The organism is Pseudomonas sp. WS 5146 (assembly GCF_012985495.1).
In the GTDB taxonomy this organism is placed as follows: domain Bacteria; phylum Pseudomonadota; class Gammaproteobacteria; order Pseudomonadales; family Pseudomonadaceae; genus Aquipseudomonas; species Aquipseudomonas edaphica.
The window spans coordinates 67,291-89,348 of the sequence record NZ_JAAQWL010000005.1 but is presented as its reverse complement, the minus strand read 5'-3'; the positions used below and the strand labels follow the sequence as shown (position 1 = coordinate 89,348).

Sequence of the window (22,058 nt, the reverse complement as noted above, 5' to 3'; positions counted from 1 at the left end):
CCCCATGCAAGCCTTCAAATCCCTGGCCGTGATCGGCCTGCTGTTTGCCAGCCAAGTCTCGGCCCACGGCCTGTGGACCGAACAACGGCGCGGCAATATCGAAGTGATCTACGGCCACGGCGCCGAAGACAATGCCTTCAAGGCGCAGAAAATCAGCGGCGCCTGGGCGTATGACGCCAGCGGCAAAATGATCCCGGTCACCGTGGAGCGCCTGGCCGACCACGCACGCCTCAAGCCACTCAAATCGCCCGCCGTTTTAGCCGTGGCGTTGGATAACGGGATGTGGTCGCAGACGCCGGACAAGAAGTGGATCAACCAGGGCCGTAGCCAAGTGCCAGGCGCGATTGAGTCGACCCAGACCTTCAAGTACAGCCTGGCGATTTACCAGCCGGGGGCGAAGCTGCCCAAACTGGATCAGATCAAGCTGCTGATCCTGCCGGAAGTCGACCCGCTGACCGTAGGGCCAGGCAAGTCACTGCCGGTGCGGGTGCTGCTGGACGGCAAACCGGCGGCGGGGATCAAGCTGGTGGGCGATTATCGCAATGCGCCGAACACCTTGAGCACTGAGACCGACAAGAACGGCCGCGCCCAGGTGCTGGTGCGTAATGAAGGGTTGAATGTGATTGCCGCGCAGGTGGAGATTCCGCTCAAGGACAACGCCGACGTGGCCACCCGCGGACTGTTTACTTCGTTGACCTTCCTCGGTGAACCGCATCACGAATAAACCCTGAAAAACACTGTGGGAGCGGGCTTGCCCGCGATGGCGGCCTATCAGTCACCCAATATGTCGACTGACAAACCGCCATCGCGGGCAAGCCCGGCTCCCACAGTTGATCTCTATCGTTTCGACACTCGGACTACAGCGCTACTGGCGCCCGCTCGCACAGCGTATTAAGCGCCACCGCCCACTGCGGCTCATCGTTCAAGCACGGCACCAACACCAACTCCTCGCCCCCTGCCTCGCGGAACTGCTCCAGCCCGCGATCACCAATCTCCTCCAGGGTCTCGATGCAATCGGCGACAAACGCCGGGCACATCACCAGCAGCTTTTTCACGCCTTGCTGGGCCAAGGTCTCCAGGCGGGCCTCGGTGTAGGGTTCGATCCACTTGGCACGGCCCAGCCGTGACTGGAACGCCACCGACCACTTGCCCTCCGGCAAGCCCATGCGCGCGGCAAAGTCGCGCGCCACGCTGAAGCACTGGGCGCGGTAGCAGGTGGCAAGCACCTCGGGCGAAGCGTTCTTGCAGCAGTCAGCATCCTTGAAGCAATGCTGGCCTGTGGGGTCGAGTTTTTTCAGATGGCGCTCAGGCAACCCATGGAAGCTCAGCAACAAGTGATCGAATTCCTGTGCCACGTACGGCCGGGCGCTGGCGACCAAGGCGTCGAGGTATTCCGGCTGATCGTAGAACGGCTGCAAGATAGAAAACTGCACGTTGAGCTTCTTGTCGCGGACTACACGCTTGGCTTCTTCGATCACCGTGGTCACGGTGCTGTCAGCGAACTGCGGATACAACGGCGCCAGGGTGACTTTTTGAATGCCTTGAGCCGCAAGGCGCGTGAGGGTGGTTTCAAGCGACGGCTCGCCGTAGCGCATCGCCAGCTCCACCGGGCCGTGGGTCCACTGCTGGGTCATTTGCGCTTGCAAGCGACGGCTCAGGACCACAAGCGGCGAACCCTCTTCCCACCAGATCGAGGCGTAGGCATGCGCCGATTGCTCAGGGCGCTTGATCAGGATCAGCGACACCAGCAAGCGCCGCACCGGCCACGGCAGGTCGATCACATAAGGGTCCATCAGGAACTGATTAAGGTAGCTGCGCACATCGGCCACCGAAGTGGACGCCGGTGAACCCAGGTTGACCAGTAACAACGCGTGATCCGTCATGCAACATCCTATGGCTAGAGGCGGCTGGACAAGTCTTCCAGTGCCGCGTGCAACTCAGTGAACTGAAAAGTGAAACCGGCGGCCAGCAACCGTTCGGGGACGGCCTTCTGCCCGCCCAGCAACAACCCGGACAACTCGCCCAGACCGACCTTCAAGGCAAACGCCGGCATCGGCATGAACGCTGGGCGGTGCAGCACCTGGCCCAGGGTGTTGGCAAACTCGCGATTACGTACCGGGTGTGGCGCGCAGGCATTATAAGGACCGCTGGCGTCGCCGTTGTGCAGAAGAAAATCAATCAGGGCGATTTGATCTTTGATATGGACCCACGGCATCCACTGCCGACCATTGCCGATCGGCCCGCCCAGCCCCAGTTTGAACGGCAGCAGCAGGCGCGACAAAAAGCCGCCCTTGGCCGCCAACACCAGGCCAGTGCGCACCAGCACCACGCGGGTGCCGAAGGCTTCGGCGCGCAACGCGGTTTCTTCCCAGGCGATGCACAGTTGGCTGGGGAAATCATCCTGCACCGGGCCACTGGCTTCGGTCAGTTCGCGCTCGCCGCCGTCGCCATACCAGCCCACTGCAGAGCCGGAAATCAACACCGCCGGCTTTTGCGCCAGGCCTTGCATCCAAGCCAGCAAGGTTTCGGTGTGGCCGATGCGGCTGCTCCACAGCAATGCCTTGCGCTTTTTGGTCCATGGGCGATCGGCAATCGGCGCGCCCGCCAGGTTGACCACCGCATCCACCGTGCCGATCACGTCTTGCAAGCGGCCAACACCGAGCACCTCGGCACCGCACCATTTGGCCACGGTATCCGGCTCGCGGCTCCACACGGTCAGGCGATGCCCTTGGGCAAGCCAGTGCAGACAGAGTTGGCGACCGATCAAGCCCGTACCGCCGGTCAGCAAAATATGCATGGGTTTCTCCTCATGTAACGTTTGCCGCCCATCGCTAGTCTATTTTATAAGCATGGATCTTTTGTAAGTGGGCGTTACGTTGGTTTCAGAGGCCGGTTCAGGCCTCCTTCTTAACCCCTCACCCTTAACCTTAGGTCACGCCGTTAGAACAGGTACGCCAAAACTTATACCAAAAAACAATATTGTACAGCTATGGGTGTCGGCGTAGTCTGTACCCAAAGGTAAAACGAGGCCCCCAATGACTGTTCCCATCGCGATCATCGGCACCGGCATCGCCGGTCTTTCCGCCGCCCGAGCGTTACGAGACGCGGGGCACGTTGTACAACTCTTCGATAAAAGCCGTGGCAGTGGTGGCCGCATGTCCAGCAAGCGCAGCGATGCCGGCGCGTTGGACATGGGCGCACAATACTTCACGGCCCGCGACCGGCGCTTCGTCAACGAAGTACAGCGCTGGCAAAGCAACGGCTGGGCCGAACAGTGGAAACCGCAGCTGTACAACTTCAAGTCCGGCCAGCTCACGCCCTCCCCCGACGAGCAGATCCGCTGGGTCGGCACGCCGCGCATGAGCGCTATTACCCGCGCACTGCTTGACGACTTGCCGGTTGAGTTCGGTTGCCGCATCACCGAAGTGTTCCAAGGCAAGCAGCACTGGAACCTGCTGGACGCCGACGGCGGCAATCATGGCCCGTTCAGCCACGTAGTCATTGCCACGCCGGCGCCCCAGGCCACCGCCCTGCTGGCCGCTGCGCCCAAGCTTGCAAGTGCGGCCGCCGGGGTGAAGATGGACCCCACCTGGGCCGTCGCGCTGGCCTTTGACACGCCGCTGGATACGCCGATGCAAGGCTGCTTTGTGCAAGACAGCCCGCTCGACTGGCTGGCGCGCAACCGCAGTAAACCCGGGCGTGACGCCACCCTCGACACCTGGGTGTTGCATGCCACCAGCGCCTGGAGCAAGGCCAATCTCGACTTGCCCAAAGAGGCGGTAATCGAACACCTGCACGGTGCCTTCGCCGAACTGCTGCACAGCGCCATGCCCGCACCGTCCTTTAGCCTGGCCCATCGCTGGCTCTACGCCAGGCCGTCGGAGCGGCATGAATTTGGCGTGCTGGCCGACGCCGACCTGGGCTTGTATGTGTGTGGTGACTGGTGCCTGTCCGGGCGGGTCGAAGGCGCGTGGCTCAGCGGCCAGGAGGCCGCACGCCGCCTGATCGAACACCTGCAATGAACCGTCTCAACCCGACGAAATTGCTGTTGTCGAAGTGGACAGCAGCACGCCCGCGCAACAAGGAAAAACACTTCCTCGTCACCGAACTGTTCCGTGATGACGAAGGCACCGTGCTCGAAATCGAGCTGCAAGCGGTCATGACCCGCCGCGCCGAACGCCTCCCGTGGCAAACCCTGCAAAATGCCGAAGACTGGCGCATGGGTTGGAAATAGCGGGCGCTGAAAATACTTATACAAATAATTTGACTTGTACAGCATCAAACCTATGATGAGATTTAGTTGTACAGAGTTATAAATCTGTATAGGAATTTCGCAGAGGGTTGAGCATGTCCAGCAGCGCAAAACCGAAGATCGCCATCAGTGCCTGCCTGCTCGGCGAAAACGTGCGCTTTAACGGCGGACACAAACAATCCCTGCTGTGCAGCCAAACGCTCGCCGACTATTTCGACTTCGTGCCGTTGTGCCCCGAAGTGGCGATCGGCCTGGGCATCCCCCGCGAACCGATTCGCCTGGTGGGCGACCCTGCCCACCCGCAGGCGGTCGGCACCGTGCACCGTGACCTCAATGTGACGCAGCCATTGGATGATTACGGCCAGCAGATGGCTGTGGAACACACAGACCTGTGCGGCTACATCTTCATGCAGAAGTCGCCGTCGTGCGGGCTGGAGCGGGTCAAGGTCTACCGCGACAACGGCACGCCCGTTGATGGCGGCGGGCGCGGCATTTATGCCCAGGCGTTTTGCGCACGCCACCCCAACCTGCCGGTGGAAGAAGACGGCCGGTTGAATGACCCGGTGCTGCGCGAGAACTTCCTCACCCGCGTGTTCGTGTACGCCAGCTGGCAAGAATTGCTGGCTGAGGGCATCACCCGTCACCGCCTTTTGGCGTTCCACGCGCGCTACAAATACCTGCTGATGGCCCACAGCCCTGTGCATTACAAAAGCCTTGGCCACCTGCTGGGCAGCATGGGCAAGAGCATCAACCTGGATGAACTGGCCGCCGGCTATTTCAGCGAGTTGATGACCGGCCTGAAAAAGTGCGCCACACGCGGCACCCACACCAATGTGCTGCAACACATCAGCGGCTACCTCAAACAAGCCATCAGCGCCGAGGACAAGCAGGAAATGCAAACCGTCATCGGCCAATACCGCACCGGCATCGTGCCGCTGGTGGTGCCGCTGACCTTGCTCAAACATCACTTTCGCCAACACCCGGACCGCTACATCGCGCAGCAGGCGTACCTGCAGCCGCACCCGGAAAACCTCAGCCTGCGTAATGCGATCTAGACCATGACACCTGCCCTGCAAGACGACCCTGTCGAAGACATCGCCCAAGCCATCGAAGACGGCTGGCTGCCGATTCGCGAAGTGGCGCGCCAGACCGGCGTCAACGCCGTGACCCTGCGCGCCTGGGAGCGCCGTTATGGCCTGATCGTGCCCCAGCGCACGCCCAAGGGCCATCGGCTGTTCAGCGCCGAACATGTACAACGCATCCACACCATTCTGACCTGGCTCAACCGTGGTGTGCCGGTCAGCCAGGTCAAAGGCTTGATCGATTCCGCCCAGGCCAGCCCCGACAGCGTCGAAAATGAATGGCATGTGCTGCGTCATAAACTGCTCACCGCAATCAGCGAATTGGCCGAACGCCGGGTCGACGACCTGTTCAACCAGGCCATGGCGCTGTACCCGCCGCGCACCTTGTGTGAGCAATTGATGCTGCCGCTGCTCAACGCGCTGGAGCAACGCTGGCAGGGCCAGTTCGGCGCGCAAATGGAGCGAGTGTTTTTTCTGTCCTGGCTGCGCAGCAAGTTCGGCGCGCGTATTTACCACAACAACCGCCAGCTCCAGGGCGCGCCGTTGCTGCTGGTCAACCAGTCAGACGTGCCCCTGGAGCCACACCTGTGGCTTAGCGCCTGGCTGGCCAGCAGCGCCGACTGCCCCGTGGAGGTTTTTGATTGGCCTTTGCCGACCGGCGAACTGGCCCTGGCCGTGGAACACCTGCAACCGCGTGCGGTGCTGCTGTACTCAAGCAAAGCCCTCCACTTGTCGGCACTCGGCAAACTGTTGGGCGGCATCAGTTGCCCAATTTTGATTGCCGGACCAACGGTATGCATCCACCAGGACGAGTTAGCCGTATTAACCCGTGACACTCCTGAATTGTTCGTGGCCGAAGACCCCTTGTCAGCCCACCAGTTACTGATCCAGCGTGGAATTGTCTAAATGCATTTGATCTGGCTGCGCACCGACTTGCGCCTACACGACAACACCGCCCTCGCCGCCGCCTGCCAGCGCGGCCCGGTTGCCGCCGTGTACCTGATCACACCGCAGCAATGGCTGGCCCATGATGATGCACCCTGCAAAGTCGATTTCTGGCTGCGTAACCTCAAGCACCTGAGCCAGGCCCTTGGCGAACTGAACATTCCCTTGCTGATTCGCACCGCCGACACCTGGGACCAGGCGCCCGCCGTGCTGGGCAAACTGTGCCGGGAACTGTCAGTGGAGTCGGTGCACGTCAACGAGGAATACGGCATCCACGAGAGCCGTCGCGATGTGGCCGTGGCCAACGCCCTGGAGGCTGACGGTGTGACGTTCCACAGCTACCTCGACCAACTGTTTTTCCAACCCGGCAGCGTGCTGACCAAAACCGGCACTTACTTTCAGGTGTTCAGTCAGTTCCGCAAGGTCTGCTACAGCCGCCTGCACAGCGCCTTGCCGCGCCTGGTGGCCACGCCGCAACAACAGGCACCGCAGGATGTGCACAGCGACGCCATCCCGGATCAGGTCGACGGTTTCGCGCCGCCCAGCGAGACCTTGCGCGCTTTCTGGCCCGCCGGTGAAGAAGAAGCCCGGCGTCGCCTTGACGCCTTCGCCGACCAACAGATCAGCTACTACAAAGACGAACGCGACTTCCCGGCCAAACCCGGCACCAGCCAGCTCTCGGCCTACCTCGCCGCCGGTGTGGTTTCGCCGCGCCAGTGCCTGCACGCCGCCCTGCAAACCAACCAGGGCGAGTTCGAAAGCGGCGATATCGGCGCCATCACCTGGATCAACGAGTTGCTGTGGCGCGAGTTCTATAAACACATTCTGGTCGGTTACCCACGGGTCTCACGCCACCGTGCGTTCCGCCCCGAAACCGAGGCACTGGCCTGGCGCGATGCGCCCAAGGACTTGGCCGCCTGGCAGCAAGCGCGCACCGGCCTGCCGATCATTGACGCAGCCATGCGCCAACTGCTGGAAACCGGTTGGATGCACAATCGCCTGCGCATGGTGGTGGCGATGTTTTTGACCAAGAACCTGCTGATCGACTGGCGCGAAGGCGAGCGCTTCTTTATGCGCCACTTGATCGACGGCGACCTGGCCGCCAACAACGGCGGCTGGCAGTGGAGTTCGTCCACCGGCACCGACGCGGCACCGTACTTCCGGATTTTCAGCCCGTTGAGCCAGTCGGAAAAGTTCGACAGCGAAGGGGTGTTCATCAAGCACTGGCTGCCAGAGTTGGCGGCGCTGAACAAAAAAGAAGTGCACAACCCCGAAGCCGCCGGTGGCCTGTTCGGCGCGGCAGATTACCCACGCTCGATTGTCGACCTGAAAAAATCCCGCGAGCGCGCCCTCGCCGCCTTCCGCAACCTGCCTTCACGCCAGGAGGTCGCCGAACATGAGTGACTTCCTGCACCGGTTCGCCCAAGCCTTTACCACGCTGGACAAGCACAACCTGCACCTGCTCGACAGCTTGTACAGCCAGGACATTGCCTTCACCGATCCGCTGCACGAAGTGCATGGGCTGCCCGCTTTGCGCGGCTACTTCGCCGAGATGTACGGCAATATCAGCCAGTTGCGTTTTGACTTCCATGGCTTCGACCAGGTCGCCGAAGGTGAAGGCTACCTGCGCTGGAAAATGAGTTTTTGCCACCCGCGCCTGGCCAATGGCAAGGTAATCCGGGTGGAAGGTTGCTCGCACCTGATGTGGCGCGACAAGGTCTACCGCCATCGCGATTATTTCGATGCGGGCGCGTTGCTCTATGAACACTTACCGGTAGTCGGCCGTGTGGTCAGTTGGCTAAAAAGGAGAATGGGATGAGCCTTGTACCGCCCCGCCGTTATTGGTTGACCGGCGCCAGCAGTGGCATCGGTGCCGCACTGGCCGTCGAACTGCTCAACAGTGGCGCGCATGTGGCGCTCAGCTCGCGCAGCAAAGGCCCGCTGGAAGCGTTCGCCCAGCGTTATCCAGGCCAAGTGCTGGTGGTAGCCGGCGACCTGACCAACAGCCAGACCGTGCGCGAGATCGGCGAACACATCGGCGAGGTCTGGGGTTCATTGGATACGGTGATCCTCAACGCCGGCACCTGTGAGTATGTCGACGCCCGGCAATTCGATTCCTCCATCGTCGAGCACGTGGTGCGCACCAACCTGCTTGCCAGCAGCTATTGCATCGAAGCTGCGCTGCCGCTGTTGCGCAAAGGGCTCACCCCACATCTGGTGGGCGTTGCGAGCGCCGTGACCTACCTGCCAATGCCGCGCGCCGAAGCCTATGGCGCGTCCAAGGCCGGGCTGCGTTACCTGTTCGAATCGCTGCGCATCAGCCTGTCGCCGGAGAACATCGACGTCACGGTGATCAGCCCGGGCTTTGTCGACACCCCGCTGACCGAACGCAATGATTTCCCGATGCCGCTGAGCTGGTCCGCCGAAAAGGCTGCGCGGCATATCTTCGCCAAATTGGAAAAGCGCCCGCTGGAAATCGCCTTCCCCGCGATGTTTATCGCCACCTTGTGGCCACTGTCGAAGCTGCCCAACCGCGCGCAACTGATTATCGGCAAACGCATGCTGCGCAGCCCGCCACCGAAGAAGGACGACCTGTGAAGATCGCCATCATCGGCAGCGGTATCGCCGGGCTGACCAGCGCTTACCTGCTCAGCCGGCGCCACGACATCACGCTGTTTGAGGCGGGCGAGCGCATTGGCGGGCACACTCACACGGTCAACGTCACGGTCAAAGGTAAACCCTATGCCGTGGACACCGGTTTTATCGTGTTCAACGACTGGACCTACCCTAATTTCATCCGTCTGCTCGGGCAGATTGGCGTGACCTTCAAGCCCACCGAAATGAGCTTTTCGGTTCGCGACCAGAACGCAGGTTTCGAGTACAACGGTAATAACCTCAACAGCCTGTTTGCCCAGCGCCGCAATATTCTCTCGCCGGGATTCTGGGGCATGTTGCGCGACATTCTGCGCTTTAATCGCCAGGCACCGCTGGACCTGCAAGAGCAACGCATCAGTGCCGATATGACCCTGGGCGACTACCTCGAGGCCGGGGGTTATGGCCCACGCTTTATCCGCCATTACATCGTGCCGATGGGCGCGGCGATCTGGTCGATGTCGCTGGCGGACATGCTCGGTTTTCCGTTGCAGTTCTTTGTGCGGTTCTTCAAGAACCACGGGTTGCTATCGGTGAACAATCGGCCGCAATGGTGCGTGATCGAAGGTGGTTCCAGCAGTTATATCGAACCTTTGACCCGCAGTTTTCGCGAGCAGATCCGCCTGAACTGCCCTGTGGATAAAGTCGAACGCACAGGCGACGGCGTGGTTATCCACAGCCTTGCCGGCAGCGAGACCTTTGACCGCGTGGTGTTCGCCTGTCACAGCGACCAGGCCCTGGCGTTGCTGGCCGACCCGAGCCAGGCTGAGCAGGACATTCTTGGTGCCCTGCCCTACGCCGACAATGACGTGGTGCTGCACACCGACACGCGCCTGCTGCCCGATCGCAAACTGGCCTGGGCCAGCTGGAATTATCGCCTGAGCGGCAGCGCGCAAACCCAGGCGGCCGTCACTTACGACATGAACATCCTGCAAGGCATCCACAGCGACACCACCTTTTGCGTCAGCCTCAACCAGACGCTGATGATCAACCCGCTGAAGATCCTCGCGCGCTACACCTATGCGCATCCGCAATACAGCCTGGCGGCAGTGGCCGCACAAAACCGCTGGGAAGAATTGCACGGCGCGCGGCACACCTTTTACTGCGGCGCCTACTGGGCCAACGGTTTTCATGAAGACGGCGTGAGCAGCGCATTACGCGTGGCCCAGGCCTTTGGCGAAACCCTATGAACAGCGCCCTGTACAGCGGCTGGATCGCCCATCGCCGGTTTGCGCCCAAGGCCCACGCCTTTCGCTACCGCATCGGCCTGCTGTACCTGGACTTGAGCGAACAAGACGAAGTGCTCGGCCTATCACCCCTGGCCGGCAACAGCCGCCTGGCGCCCTTCGGCTTTCGCCAGCAGGACTACCTGCGTGAATTCACGCGTCACGGCATGAGCTTGAGCGATGCCGTGCGCCAGGAAGTCGGCAAGGCACTGGGGCGCGAGCCCCGGGGCGTTATCTGCCTACTGACCCAGGCCCGCAGTTGGGGCCTGGCTTTTAACCCGGTGAGTTTCTTCTACTGCTTCGAGGCCGACGGGCAACTGGCCGCGATCCTGTGTGAAGTAACCAACACCCCGTGGCGCGAGCGTTACCACTATGTGCTGCCGGCCCAGGCGCTCGGCGCCGAGGAACACCAGCACTTCGCCGTGGCCAAGGCGTTCCATGTGTCGCCGTTTTTACCCCGCGACCTGGAATATCGCATGAGTTTCAGCCCGCCGGCCGACAGGCTTGGTGTGCACATGGCCGACTGGCAGGGCACGCAAAAAGTCTTCGACGCCACCTTGAGCCTGCAAAAAGAAACGCTGACCCGCGCCAGCCTGCATCGTTACCTGTGGCGCTTCCCGTGGATGACCGCCAAGACCTGCCTGGCGATTTACTGGCAAGCCATGCGCCTGTTGCTCAAACGCACACCGATTTTTTCCCATCAGGCCGCCGATGGCGCCTCTCGCACCGCAGTCGGGTATACCAAGGATCGCCGCCATGAAATCCCCTAGCTTATCGGTCAAGACCAACCGCCTGAACGTCAACGGCGTGACCAGTGCGCTGTTGCGCAAAGGTGTACTGCGCCAGCTCAGCCAACTGCGCCACGGCCAGTTGGTAGTGATTGAAGAGGGTGAACGCCAGGTGTTCGGCGCACGCGAAGCGCATCTGTTGGGCGAAATCCAGATCCACGATTCGGCGGTCTGGGGCTTGGTGGCCGCCAATGGTTCGATCGGCGCCGGCGAGGCGTTTATCCACGGTTACTGGAGCAGCCCGGACCTCACCGCCGTGGTGCGTGTGATGGTCAGCAACCTTGATGTGCTTGACGCAATGGAAGGCGGCCTGGCGCGCTTGGCGCGACCGTTCACCCAAGGCCTGCACTGGCTTAACCGCAACACCCGCAAGGGCTCGCAGAAAAATATCGCCGCCCACTATGACCTGGGCAACGACCTGTTCGAGGAATTCCTCGACCCGACCATGATGTATTCGGCGGCGCAGTTCCTGACGCCCGACGACAGCCTGGAGCAGGCGCAACTGAACAAACTGGAACGCATCTGCCAGAAGCTTGCGCTCAAACCCACTGACCATTTGCTCGAAATCGGCACCGGCTGGGGCAGCATGGCGTTGTATGCGGCGCAGCACTATGGCTGCAAGGTCACCACCACGACCTTGTCCAAAGAACAGTTTGCCTACACCGAAAAACGCATCGAGGCCTTGGGCCTCAAGGATCAGGTGAAGCTGCTGCTGCAAGATTATCGCGACCTGACCGGTCAGTACGACAAGCTGGTGTCCATCGAGATGATCGAAGCGGTCGGCCATCGCTTCCTGCCCACCTACTTCAAGCAATGCGCGCACCTGCTCAAAAGCGACGGCCTGATGCTGCTGCAAGCCATCACCATTCGTGAGCAGCGTTTTGAGCAGGCCAAGAACAGCGTCGACTTTATCCAGCGCTATATTTTCCCCGGTGGCGCCCTGCCATCCGTGCAGAACATGTTGCAGATCGTCAGCCGCGACACCGACATGAACCTGCTGCACATGGAAGACTTCGGCTTGCACTACGCGCGCACCTTGCGCCTGTGGCATGAGAACTTCCGTCGCGCCCATGGCCGCCTTGCCGAGTTGGGCTACGATGAATACTTCCTGCGCCTGTGGGAATTCTACTTGTGCTACTGCGAAGGTGGGTTTATGGAGCGAACGATCGGTACCGCGCAGTTGCTGCTGGCCAAGCCTGCGGCGATCAACCCGCCGTTGCTCGGGCGTTTCAGTGCTTAAAACGCTGGCCAATGCCGTGCTGTTCCAGTGCGGTTGGTTTGCCTGTGTGCTGGGCGGTGACACCCGCTGGTTATGGGTGGGCGCTGGTGTGCTGGTCATCCACCTGCTGTGGACAAGCTCATGGTCTGAAGACGGCCAAGTGCTCCTGGCCGTGACCCTTTTGGGCACCGTGGTCGATACCTCGTTGCGCACCTTTGGCGTGTTTAACTTCGGTTTTCCAGGGCCGCTGATTCCCTTCTGGCTAATCATGCTATGGGCACTGCTCGCGACTACGCTGCGCCATTGCCTGGCCTGGAGCGCACAACCCTGGTGGCGCGCCAGCCTGCTGGGTGCGGTGGGCGGGCCGTTGTCTTACTACGCCGGCAGCCAATTGGCCGGTGTGCGTTTCGGCTACGACACAACGCTAACGCTGATCGGCCTGGCGCTGCTTTGGGCGATCCTGTTCCCCGTCATGCACTGGGTGGCGCGACAGCTTGGCCACTGACGTCCGTCAGAGCATTCATGCGCACCCAGCGCGCTTGCCTTACACTGCGCGCCTATGACCAACATCCCCCACACTCAAATCTCCGAACCCGCCGTCACCTGCTCGACGTGCGCGGCCTGCTGCTGCCAGCTGGAAGTCATGCTGATTACCGACACGGGTGTGCCGCAACGCTATATCGATACCGACGACTGGGGCGGTGAAGTGATGCTGCGCCTGGATGACGGCTGGTGCGCGGCGCTGGATCGGGACACGATGATGTGCACGATCTACGAGCGGCGGCCGTTGATCTGTCGGGAATTCGAGATGGGTGCGCCGGAGTGCCTGGAAGAGCGCCAGGGCATTGCGACGGCGTATCGCTGAGCCAAAATGTGGTGGATATAAAATGTGGGAGCTGGCTTGCCTGCGATAGCATCACTTCGGTGTAACTGATAAACCGAGGTGTCTGCATCGCAGGCAAGCCAGCTCCCACATGGTTTTGCGCAGGCTTGAGAGTTACAACGGGTAGGTGTAGTGCAACGAGTAGCTTTCTACCCCGTCGTTATTGCTGCTGATGCCCGCATTGGAATAGTGCGTGGCGCGAATGCCCACTTCATGCCCACCGGCAAAGCGCAAACCAAAGCCCAGTCGGTCTTCGAACTGGAAGGCCTGGCCGATGTTGTTGTCTTCAACCCGTGTACGTGAAAACACCGCGACACCGATCCCGGCTTCTATATAGGGCTTGACCTTCTCCCCGGCAAACTCGTACACAAACACCGGCGAGAACGACAGGCTGCTGACACTCGCGCGTTTGTCGCCATCCCAGTAGGTGTAAGCGCCGCTCCAATAGCCGGTCAGTCGGCCCGTATCACTCTGCCACCAGCTTTTATCCCAATCCGACGTCAGCCCCAATCGATAGGTCATGGTCGAATCGCTGGTGCCCCCCACCCCAAATTCCAGGCCGGCGGCCTGGGCCGAAACTGAGTGTCCCACCACAGCGGCCGCAATCGCAGCCAAACAGAACAAGCGCTTCATAAGAGCACATCCTTTGAGATCGAAGTCGTATGGTTTTGTACAGGCTAACGCTATAGAAGCTTGCGCGATGCCAGAAGTTCAGCTTCTAACCGCGATGTTTCACGAATTTTTCACAAGCCAAAATTACGCACAACACCGGGAGATTTCCAGAGTGTCGGTAGGATATTTCTTAGGTGATCGACGTCGCCGCTGGTCCAGAACTGCGCTGGCTCAGGCTTGCCGGGCGACAGCAGGTTACGTTCGCCCAACAGACGCTTGAGCTGACGCGCCACGGCAGCGCCGGTGTCGATCAGGATGATGCTAGGGGGAAGCATCTGTGCCAGAAGCGGCTTGAGGAAGGGGTAATGGGTACAGCCGAGGATGATGGTGTCACAACCGGCGCTCAGCAGCGGGTCGACATAGCCCTGCAACAGCTGGCGCAGCGCGGTGCTGTTGAGGTCACCGGTTTCGATCAACTCCACCAGGCCCGGGCACGGCTGGGTAATCACCCGCACGTCGGTGGCAAAGCGGTCGAGTAATGCTGCGAACTTGGCACTTTGCAATGTGCCGGTGGTGGCGAGCACGCCGACCACGCCACTGCGGGTGGCAGCGGCGGCTGGCTTGACCGCCGGCTCCATACCCACCAAAGGCCAGTCGGGATAGTCCTGGCGCAAATCAGCCACGGCGGCGACGGTTGCGGTGTTGCAGGCAATCACAAAGGCTTTGGCGCCTTGTTCACGAAAAAACTCGGCGACCAAACGGCTACGCTCAAGAATGAACGCCGGGGATTTTTCACCGTAGGGGATATGCCCGCCATCAGCCACGTACAGCAGTGACTCATGGGGCAACAACTGCTGGATTTCATCCAGCACCGACAGGCCGCCGACGCCGGAATCGAACACACCGATGGGCGCGTCCTTAACCATGGGCCGTCCCGCAAACGCTGCAGCCGGGGTCGCGCTTGACGCGCAGTTCGCGAAAACGCGTGGTCAAGGCGTCGATCAGTAGCAAGCGCCCCACCAAGGGTTCACCAAAGCCTGCCAGCAACTTCAGCGCTTCCAGTGCTTGCAGGCTACCGACCAGCCCGACCAACGGACCGACCACACCGGCTTCGCTGCAGGTCAGCTCGGTGTCGCTGCCGTGCCCATATAAACAGTGGTAGCACGGGCTTTCGTCGCGGCGCGGGTCGAACACTGACAATTGCCCTTCCAGGCGAATGGCCGCACCGCTGACCAATGGTTTTCCAGCCGCAACACAAGCGGCGTTGACGGCTTCACGGGTGGCGAAGTTGTCGCTGCAATCGAGCACCACGTCTACCGCGGCCACTGCGGCGGCGAGTGAATCGGCATCCAGCGCAGTGCGATGGGCGACCAACGTAATTTCGGGGTTGATGCCGGCCAGGCGACGCATGGCCGAATCGACCTTGGCCTGCCCGACGCTGTCGGTGTCGTGGATGATCTGGCGTTGCAGGTTGGTCAGGTCGACAGTGTCGAAGTCTGCCAGGTGCAACTCGCCCACGCCGGCAGCGGCCAGGTACAACGCGACTGGCGCACCCAAGCCGCCGAGGCCGACAATCAGCGCATGGCCGTTTTTAAGACGCAGCTGGCCTTCGATGTCGACATGTTGCAACAGAATCTGTCGGCTATAGCGCAACAGCTCCTGGTCGGTCAGCACGGGCGGCGCCCCAACGTGATGCGTTCGTGGCCGCCGAGGTCGATGCGGCTGTGGACCTCTTCAAAGCCCTCACCCGACAACAAATCACGTACCGCCGCAGCTTGGTCGTAACCGTGTTCGAGCAGCAGCCAGCCACCGGTATTCAAGTGGGCTGGGGCCTGAGCGATGATCAACCGCAGATCGTCCAGCCCATCATGGCCCGCCACCAAGGCGCTGGCCGGTTCAAAGCGCACATCGCCTGCCACCAGGTGCGGATCATTATCGGCAATGTAAGGCGGGTTGCTGATGATCAATTCGAAGCGCTGGCCTTGCAGCGCGCTGAACCAATGGCTGTTCAACACCGTGGCGTTCTTCAGGTGCAGGCGCTGGCGGTTGCGTTCGGCCAGGGCTACGGCTTCGAGCACACGGTCAACGGCAGTGACCTGCCAGGCCGGGCGTTCGCTGGCCAGGGCCAGGGCGATCGCGCCGCTGCCGGTGCCCAGGTCGAGGACCTTGGCAGGCGTGGCCGGCAACAATTCAAGGGCGGCTTCCACCAGCAGCTCGGTTTCCGGGCGCGGGATCAGCGTGTGCGGCGCGACCTCCAGGTCGAGCTTCCAGAAACCCTGCTGACCGAGGATGTAGGCCACCGGCTCACCCGTGCGGCGACGCTGCAGGTAATCGGCAAAGGTCAGCGCATCTTCGCTGCTGACGATTTTTTCCGGCCAGGTGTGCAAGTAGCTGCGCGATTTGCCCAAGGCAGCGGCCAGTAACAGTTCCACATCCAGACGCGCGGTGGGCGAGTCAGGCAGGTCAGCGGCGCGCAGGAGGCTGGCAATAATGGTCATTTATTCACCTATCGCCGCCAATTGATCGGCCTGGTATTCGGCCAGCAAAGGCTCGATCACCGCATCAACGCCGCCGGCGAGAATTTCGTCGAGGGAGTAAAGCGTGAGGTTGACCCGGTGGTCGGTGACCCGGCCTTGGGCGAAGTTGTAGGTGCGGATGCGTTCGGAGCGGTCGCCCGAGCCCACCAGCAGCTTGCGCTCGCTGGCAATCGCGTTGGCGGCGGCGCTGGTCTGCTGGTCGTTGAGCTTGGCCGACAGCCAGGACATGGCCCGCGCACGGTTTTTGTGCTGGGAACGCTCTTCCTGGCATTCGACCACGATGCCCGACGGCAAGTGGGTGATCCGGATCGCCGAGTCGGTCTTGTTCACGTGCTGACCACCGGCGCCCGACGAACGGTAGGTGTCGACACGCAAGTCCGCCGGGTTGATCTCAATGGCTTCCTGCTCGTCCGGCTCGGGCAACACGGCCACGGTGCACGCCGAGGTGTGGATACGGCCCTGGGATTCAGTCGCCGGAACCCGCTGCACGCGGTGCGCGCCGGACTCGAATTTAAGCTTGCCGTAGACGTTGTCACCTTCGACCCGGGCGATGACTTCTTTATAGCCGCCGTGCTCACCCTCATTCTCGGACAAAATCTCGACCCGCCAGCCACGTCGCTCGGCGTAGCGCGAGTACATGCGGAACAGGTCGCCGGAGAAGATTGCCGCCTCGTCGCCACCGGTGCCGGCGCGGATTTCGAGGAACACGTTGCGCCCGTCGTTCGGGTCTTTGGGCAGCAGCATGCGTTGCAGGTCGCCTTCCAACTCGGCCAGCTTCTCTTTGGCTTCGCGGACTTCTTCCACGGCCATTTCACGCATGTCCGGGTCGCTGTCCTTGAGCAGCGCCTGGGCGCCTTCGAGGTCGGCCTGCACTTTCATCAGGCTTTTATAGGTGGCCACAATCGGCTCAACTTCGGCGTATTCCTTGGAATAGGCGCGGAACTTGGTCTGATCGGAGATGACCTCGCCATCGCCGAGCAAGGCGGTCAGTTCTTCGAAACGGTCCTGGAGCACGTCCAGTTTATTGAGCAGTGACGCTTTCATTGCGGTTTTTTATCCGAAGAGCTATCTGACGCGCCCTCACCGAGGGCAAAGAGTTCCTGGGCCATGGCCAGCGCATCGAGGCGGCCTTCGGCGGTAAGCTTTTTCAACTGAACGCTGGGGGCGTGGAGCAATTTGTTGGTCAGGCCACGTGCCAATTGCATCAGCACTTCTTCGGCGCTGCTGCCGTTGGCCAGCAAGCGCTGGGCCTTGATCAATTCTTCATCGCGCAGGCGTTCACCCTGCTGACGATACGCCTTAAGCACGTCGACCGCCGCCAGCTCACGCAGGCGCACCATAAAGTCTTCGGCGCCGGTGCTGACCATTTCCTCGGCGGCCTGGGCTGCGCCCTGGCGACTCTTGAGGTTTTCGGCGACCACTTCGTGCAGATCATCGACGCTATAGAGGTAAACGTCGTCCAACTCGCCGACTTCAGGCTCGATATCACGGGGAACAGCGATATCCACCATGAAGATCGGTTTGTGCTTGCGCAGCTTCAGCGCGCTCTCGACCGCGCCTTTGCCCAGGATCGGCAACTGGCTGGCGGTGGAGCTGATGACGATATCGCTGCGCACCAGCTCGGCCGGGATGTCCGAGAGCAACACCGCGTGGGCGCCAAACTGCTCGGCCAGGATGCTCGCGCGCTCCAGGGTGCGGTTGGCGACCACGATACGCTTGACGCCCAGGTCATGCAGGTGGCGAGCGACCAAGGTGATGGTTTCACCGGCGCCGATCAACAGCGCCTGGCTGCGCTGCAAGTCACTGAAAATCTGTTTGGCCAGGCTCACGGCGGCGAACGCGACGGACACCGGGTTTTCACCGATGGCGGTGTCGGTGCGCACCTGCTTGGCCGAATTGAACGTAGCCTGGAACAAACGGCCAAGCAACGGGCCGACGGTGCCAGCCTCGCGGGCCACGGCGTAGGCGGATTTCATCTGGCCGAGGATCTGCGGCTCGCCCAACACCAGCGAGTCGAGCCCTGCGGCGACGCGCATCATGTGACGAACTGCCGCATCCTCTTCGTGCACATATGCACTGGCGCGCAGGTCCTCGAGATCCAAATGGTGATAATCGGCCAGCCAGCGCAGCACCACATCCGCTGAGAGATGTTCCTGCTCTATATAAAGCTCGCTGCGATTGCAGGTCGAAAGGATCGCAGCTTCGCGGCTGTCGGTGAGCCGGCAGAGCTGCTGCAAGGCCTCAACCAACTGCTCTGGCGTAAACGCCACGCGCTCGCGCACGTCTACGGTTGCAGTCTTGTGGTTAATACCGAGTGCGAGGAAGGCCATTCAATATCGCTGATGATGTCGGGAAGCCGACAATTGTCCTACTTCGATAGATCCAGAACAACCACCGTCGTCTATTGTCCTAGTAGCTTGTGCCTATAAAGGCGCCCACTGAGACTCGGTTATGTTTGGCCGAAGGCTTGTGTCATGATGATCCGACCGCAGGTTAGTCGTCCTCTTCCTATATGAATAGATCTTCCGCGTTGCTCCTTGCTTTTGTCTTCCTCAGCGGCTGCCAGGCCTTGGCACCCGTGTCGCCGGACGGTACGCCGCCGGTCGAAGACAGCGCCCCAGCCCCTGAAAAGCCCAAGGTTTACTCCTCGTTCAATGAAGAAACGATCTACAGCCTGCTGACCGCGGAACTCGCCGGCCAGCGCAATCGTTTCGATATTGCCCTGGATAACTATGTGACCCAGGCCATCAACACCCAGGACCCGGGCATTTCGGAGCGTGCGTTTCGCATCGCCGAATACCTGGGCGCTGACCAGGCCGCGCTGGATACTTCGCTGATCTGGGCGAAAAACGCTCCGCAAGACCTGGAAGCGCAACGTGCGGCGGCCGTGCAACTGGCACGCGCCGGGCGCTATGACGACTCCATGGTGTATATGGAGAAAGTCCTGCAGGGCAAGGGCGACACGCATTTCGACTTCCTCGCGCTGTCGGCTGCCGACACTGACCAGGACACGCGCAATGGCTTGATGAAGAGTTTTGACCGCCTGCTGCAAAAGCATCCGAAAAACAGCCAACTGATTTTCGGCAAAGCCTTGCTGCTGCAGCAGGATGATGAATCCGATGCCGCCCTCAAGCTGCTGGAGCAGAACCCGCCGGAAGACGGCGAGATCGCCCCGATTCTGCTGCGCGCACGCTTGCTGCAGAACCTTAATCGCGGCAAGGAAGCGATTCCACTGCTGGAAAAAAGCATCAAGAAATACCCGGGCGACAAGCGCTTGCTGCTGACCTATGCGCGAATGCTGGTGGAGCAAGACCGCATGGAAGACGCCAAAGTGCAGTTCGCCAACCTGGTCCAGCAATACCCCGACGACGACGAGCTGCGTTACTCCCTGGCACTGGTCTGCCTGGAAGCCAAGGCCTGGGACGAGGCCAAGGGTTATCTGGAGGAGCTGATCGAGCGCGAAAGCCATGTGGATTCGGCGCACCTGAACCTCGGCCGCATCGCGGAAGAACGCAACGACCCGCAGGCTGCGCTGCTTGAGTACGCCCAGGTCGGCCCCGGCAACGATTACCTGCCGGCCCAGCTGCGTCAGGCCGATATCCTGATGAGCAACGGCCGCGCCGACGAAGCGGAAAAACGCCTGGCGGCGGCACGTGATGCCGAACCGGACTATGCGATCCAGCTGTACCTGATCCAGGCCGAAACACTGTCGGCCAACAAGCAGGGCGAACGCGCCTGGAAATTGCTGCAACAAGCCTTGCTGCAATACCCCGACGATTTGAACCTGCTGTACACCCGCGCCATGCAGGCGGAAAAACGCAATGACCTGGCGCAGATGGAAAAAGACCTGCGCCTGATCATCAAGCGCGACCCGGACAATGCCATGGCGCTCAATGCCCTGGGCTACACCCTGTCGGACCGCACCACGCGTTACGCCGAAGCCAAGGTGCTGATCGAACAAGCCCACAAGCTCAACCCGGAAGACCCGGCCGTGCTCGACAGCCTGGGTTGGGTGAATTACCGCCTGGGCAATCTGGACGAAGCCGAACGCCTGCTGCGCCAGGCACTCGAACGTTTCCCTGACCAAGAGGTGGCAGCCCACCTGGGTGAAGTGCTGTGGGCCAATGGCAAACAGCGCGAAGCGCGACAAATCTGGGAAAAATTCCTCAAGGAACAACCCGAAAGCCCCATCCTGCGCGGCACCATCAAGCGCCTGACCGGATCCGAGACCCTTTAAGCTTATGTTTTTGCGCCACGTTATTGTTTTCAGTTTCATCGCCCTGCTCGCCGGTTGCGCGGGCATCGGCAGTCGTGAATCCGTTGAAGGCCAGGGCAACCCGGCGCAATGGAAACAGCACAAAGAGCAGCTCAGCAGCATCGACGGCTGGCAGATCGACGGCAAGGTCGGGGTTCGCGCGCCGAAAGATTCCGGCAGCGGCACGTTGTTCTGGCTGCAGCGCCAGGACTATTACGATATCCGTTTGTCCGGGCCACTTGGCCGCGGTGCTGCGCGCCTGACCGGCCGGCCAGGGCAAGTGAGCCTGGAAGTGGCCAATCAAGGCCGCTATGAGGCAGCCACGCCGGAAGAACTGCTGGAACAACAGATTGGCTGGAAGCTCCCCGTTTCGCACCTTGTGTGGTGGGTACGCGGCCTGCCTGCGCCGGACAGCAAAAGCAGGCTGAGCCTCAACGGCGACAGCCGCCTGGCCACGCTTGAGCAGGATGGCTGGCAGGTTGAATACCTCAGCTACGTGCAACAGGGCGCCTACTGGCTGCCCGAGCGCATCAAACTGCATGGCACCGACCTTGACGTCACGCTGGTGATCAAGGAATGGCAACCGCGCAAGCTGGGGCAATAACGTGACCGCCACCACCTTGACACTGCCCTCCCCGGCCAAACTCAATTTGATGCTGCACATTCTGGGTCGCCGTGAAGACGGCTACCACGAGTTGCAGACGCTGTTTCAGTTTCTCGATTACGGCGATGAACTCACCTTCGCCGTGCGCGACGATGGCGTGATCCAGCTGCACACCGAATTCGAAGGCGTGCCCCACGACAGCAATCTGATCGTCAGGGCCGCGAAAAAACTTCAGGCGCAATCCGGTTGCTCACTCGGCATCGACATCTGGATCGATAAAATTTTGCCCATGGGCGGCGGCATCGGTGGCGGCAGCTCAAATGCCGCGACCACGCTGCTCGGTTTGAATCACTTGTGGCAACTGGGCTGGGACCACGATCGCCTGGCCACGCTGGGCCTGACACTGGGCGCCGACGTGCCGGTTTTCGTGCGTGGGCACGCGGCTTTTGCCGAAGGCGTCGGGGAGAAACTCACCCCGGAATACCCCGAAGAGCCTTGGTATGTTGTGCTTGTTCCGCAAGTATCTGTAAGTACAGCAGAAATTTTTTCAGATCCACTGTTGACACGTAACTCTCCTCCCATTAAAGTGCGCCCCGTTCCCAAGGGAAACAGTCGAAATGACTGCTTACCGGTTGTAGCAAGGCGTTATCCAGAGGTACGTAACGCTTTGAATTTGTTAGGTAAATTTACCGAAGCAAAATTAACCGGAACTGGAAGTTGTGTGTTTGGGGGCTTCCCAAGCAAAGCTGAAGCTGATAAAGTCTCGGCCCTTCTTACAGAGACCCTTACAGGGTTTGTAGCAAAGGGAAGCAACGTTTCGATGTTGCATCGCAAGCTGCAAAGTCTGCTCTAAAAGGAACCGAGTACTGGGTACTCGTTGCAACAGATACAGGGGCGTCGCCAAGCGGTAAGGCAGCAGGTTTTGATCCTGCCATGCGTTGGTTCGAATCCAGCCGCCCCTGCCATTTTCTAATACTCATCCAGGTTACCCTCAGCCTCTAGG

General features: G+C 60.9%; 24 protein-coding genes and 1 tRNA gene. 17 read left to right on the top strand and 8 right to left on the bottom strand.

Annotation, left to right across the window (positions count from 1 at the left end; all coding sequences use genetic code 11):
• Nucleotides 1-4: 4 nt before the first annotated feature.
• Nucleotides 5-724 (top strand): DUF4198 domain-containing protein, encoded by a 720-nt coding sequence (locus tag HBO41_RS15125; protein ID WP_169986829.1) that lies wholly within the window; start codon nt 5-7, stop codon nt 722-724.
• 133 nt (nt 725-857) lie between these two features.
• On the opposite strand, the gene hemH is transcribed toward HBO41_RS15125, so the two are convergent.
• Together hemH and HBO41_RS15115 are read right to left on the bottom strand one after the other, a co-directional pair.
• A complete protein-coding gene (hemH, locus tag HBO41_RS15120; RefSeq protein WP_138451169.1) occupies nt 858-1,883 on the bottom strand; it encodes a ferrochelatase in 1,026 nt (341 codons plus the stop codon).
• A gap of 14 nt (nt 1,884-1,897) precedes the next feature.
• Nucleotides 1,898-2,797 (bottom strand): TIGR01777 family oxidoreductase, encoded by a 900-nt coding sequence (locus tag HBO41_RS15115; RefSeq protein WP_169986827.1) that lies wholly within the window; start codon nt 2,795-2,797, stop codon nt 1,898-1,900.
• 238 nt (nt 2,798-3,035) lie between these two features.
• Between HBO41_RS15115 and HBO41_RS15110 the strand changes: the two genes are divergently transcribed.
• From HBO41_RS15110 to HBO41_RS15055, 12 genes are all read left to right on the top strand, one after another.
• Nucleotides 3,036-4,022 carry an NAD(P)/FAD-dependent oxidoreductase gene (locus HBO41_RS15110; RefSeq protein ID WP_017137621.1) on the top strand — a complete coding sequence of 329 codons (987 nt, stop codon included), beginning with the start codon at nt 3,036-3,038 and terminating at the stop codon, nt 4,020-4,022.
• Entirely contained in the window at nt 4,019-4,234 is a 216-nt protein-coding gene (locus HBO41_RS15105) for a TIGR02450 family Trp-rich protein (RefSeq protein WP_017137622.1), read from the top strand. Before HBO41_RS15110 ends, HBO41_RS15105 begins: the two co-directional genes overlap by 4 nt.
• A 113-nt stretch (nt 4,235-4,347) precedes the next feature.
• Nucleotides 4,348-5,307: a DUF523 and DUF1722 domain-containing protein gene (locus HBO41_RS15100; RefSeq protein WP_169986824.1), complete on the top strand. Its 960-nt coding sequence runs from the start codon at nt 4,348-4,350 to the stop codon at nt 5,305-5,307.
• A gap of 3 nt (nt 5,308-5,310) precedes the next feature.
• Nucleotides 5,311-6,240 (top strand): MerR family transcriptional regulator, encoded by a 930-nt coding sequence (locus HBO41_RS15095; protein ID WP_017137624.1) that lies wholly within the window; start codon nt 5,311-5,313, stop codon nt 6,238-6,240.
• Nucleotides 6,241-7,683 (top strand): deoxyribodipyrimidine photo-lyase, encoded by a 1,443-nt coding sequence (phrB, locus tag HBO41_RS15090; protein ID WP_017137625.1) that lies wholly within the window; start codon nt 6,241-6,243, stop codon nt 7,681-7,683. It abuts the gene before it with no gap.
• A complete protein-coding gene (locus HBO41_RS15085; RefSeq protein ID WP_169986822.1) occupies nt 7,676-8,098 on the top strand; it encodes a nuclear transport factor 2 family protein in 423 nt (140 codons plus the stop codon). Before phrB ends, HBO41_RS15085 begins: the two co-directional genes overlap by 8 nt.
• On the top strand, nt 8,095-8,877 hold the full coding sequence (locus HBO41_RS15080) for an SDR family oxidoreductase (RefSeq protein WP_056859124.1): 783 nt from the start codon (nt 8,095-8,097) through the stop codon (nt 8,875-8,877). Before HBO41_RS15085 ends, HBO41_RS15080 begins: the two co-directional genes overlap by 4 nt.
• The gene (locus HBO41_RS15075) at nt 8,874-10,121 is read left to right on the top strand and encodes an FAD-dependent oxidoreductase (protein WP_169986820.1); all 1,248 of its coding nucleotides are present in this window, start codon (nt 8,874-8,876) and stop codon (nt 10,119-10,121) included. The genes HBO41_RS15080 and HBO41_RS15075 overlap by 4 nt, the downstream gene beginning before the upstream one ends.
• Nucleotides 10,118-10,927 (top strand): DUF1365 domain-containing protein, encoded by an 810-nt coding sequence (locus HBO41_RS15070; RefSeq protein ID WP_017137629.1) that lies wholly within the window; start codon nt 10,118-10,120, stop codon nt 10,925-10,927. Before HBO41_RS15075 ends, HBO41_RS15070 begins: the two co-directional genes overlap by 4 nt.
• Nucleotides 10,914-12,185, top strand: coding sequence for a cyclopropane-fatty-acyl-phospholipid synthase family protein (locus HBO41_RS15065; RefSeq protein ID WP_099549226.1), 1,272 nt, complete (start codon nt 10,914-10,916; stop codon nt 12,183-12,185). Before HBO41_RS15070 ends, HBO41_RS15065 begins: the two co-directional genes overlap by 14 nt.
• A complete protein-coding gene (locus HBO41_RS15060; protein ID WP_169986817.1) occupies nt 12,178-12,669 on the top strand; it encodes a DUF2878 domain-containing protein in 492 nt (163 codons plus the stop codon). The genes HBO41_RS15065 and HBO41_RS15060 overlap by 8 nt, the downstream gene beginning before the upstream one ends.
• Before the next feature lie 54 nt (nt 12,670-12,723).
• Nucleotides 12,724-13,029: a YkgJ family cysteine cluster protein gene (locus HBO41_RS15055; RefSeq protein ID WP_169986814.1), complete on the top strand. Its 306-nt coding sequence runs from the start codon at nt 12,724-12,726 to the stop codon at nt 13,027-13,029.
• Nucleotides 13,030-13,161: 132 nt separating this feature from the next.
• Here HBO41_RS15055 and HBO41_RS15050 read toward each other — a convergent pair whose 3' ends face one another.
• The 6 genes from HBO41_RS15050 to hemA form a co-directional block, all read right to left on the bottom strand.
• Nucleotides 13,162-13,680: an acyloxyacyl hydrolase gene (locus HBO41_RS15050; RefSeq protein ID WP_017137633.1), complete on the bottom strand. Its 519-nt coding sequence runs from the start codon at nt 13,678-13,680 to the stop codon at nt 13,162-13,164.
• Between the two features lie 110 nt (nt 13,681-13,790).
• Nucleotides 13,791-14,585: a glutamate racemase gene (murI, locus tag HBO41_RS15045; RefSeq protein ID WP_169986812.1), complete on the bottom strand. Its 795-nt coding sequence runs from the start codon at nt 14,583-14,585 to the stop codon at nt 13,791-13,793.
• On the bottom strand, nt 14,578-15,333 hold the full coding sequence (locus HBO41_RS15040; RefSeq protein ID WP_099549223.1) for a molybdopterin-synthase adenylyltransferase MoeB: 756 nt from the start codon (nt 15,331-15,333) through the stop codon (nt 14,578-14,580). The genes murI and HBO41_RS15040 overlap by 8 nt, the downstream gene beginning before the upstream one ends.
• Nucleotides 15,327-16,157, bottom strand: a complete 831-nt coding sequence (gene prmC / locus HBO41_RS15035; protein ID WP_099549222.1) for a peptide chain release factor N(5)-glutamine methyltransferase — start codon at nt 16,155-16,157, stop codon at nt 15,327-15,329. The genes HBO41_RS15040 and prmC overlap by 7 nt, the downstream gene beginning before the upstream one ends.
• Nucleotides 16,158-17,240, bottom strand: a complete 1,083-nt coding sequence (prfA, locus tag HBO41_RS15030) for a peptide chain release factor 1 (RefSeq protein ID WP_099549221.1) — start codon at nt 17,238-17,240, stop codon at nt 16,158-16,160.
• Nucleotides 17,237-18,526, bottom strand: coding sequence for a glutamyl-tRNA reductase (hemA, locus tag HBO41_RS15025; RefSeq protein WP_017137638.1), 1,290 nt, complete (start codon nt 18,524-18,526; stop codon nt 17,237-17,239). The genes prfA and hemA overlap by 4 nt, the downstream gene beginning before the upstream one ends.
• Nucleotides 18,527-18,708: 182 nt before the next feature.
• Between hemA and HBO41_RS15020 the strand changes: the two genes are divergently transcribed.
• From HBO41_RS15020 to HBO41_RS15005, 4 genes are all read left to right on the top strand, one after another.
• Nucleotides 18,709-20,433 (top strand): tetratricopeptide repeat protein, encoded by a 1,725-nt coding sequence (locus HBO41_RS15020; protein WP_169986810.1) that lies wholly within the window; start codon nt 18,709-18,711, stop codon nt 20,431-20,433.
• A 4-nt stretch (nt 20,434-20,437) separates the two neighbouring features.
• Entirely contained in the window at nt 20,438-21,055 is a 618-nt protein-coding gene (gene lolB, locus HBO41_RS15015) for a lipoprotein insertase outer membrane protein LolB (protein ID WP_017137640.1), read from the top strand.
• 49 nt (nt 21,056-21,104) lie between these two features.
• Entirely contained in the window at nt 21,105-21,908 is an 804-nt protein-coding gene (gene ispE, locus HBO41_RS15010) for a 4-(cytidine 5'-diphospho)-2-C-methyl-D-erythritol kinase (protein ID WP_178110933.1), read from the top strand.
• Between the two features lie 37 nt (nt 21,909-21,945).
• Nucleotides 21,946-22,020 (top strand) — tRNA-Gln (locus HBO41_RS15005).
• Nucleotides 22,021-22,058 lie beyond the last annotated feature (38 nt).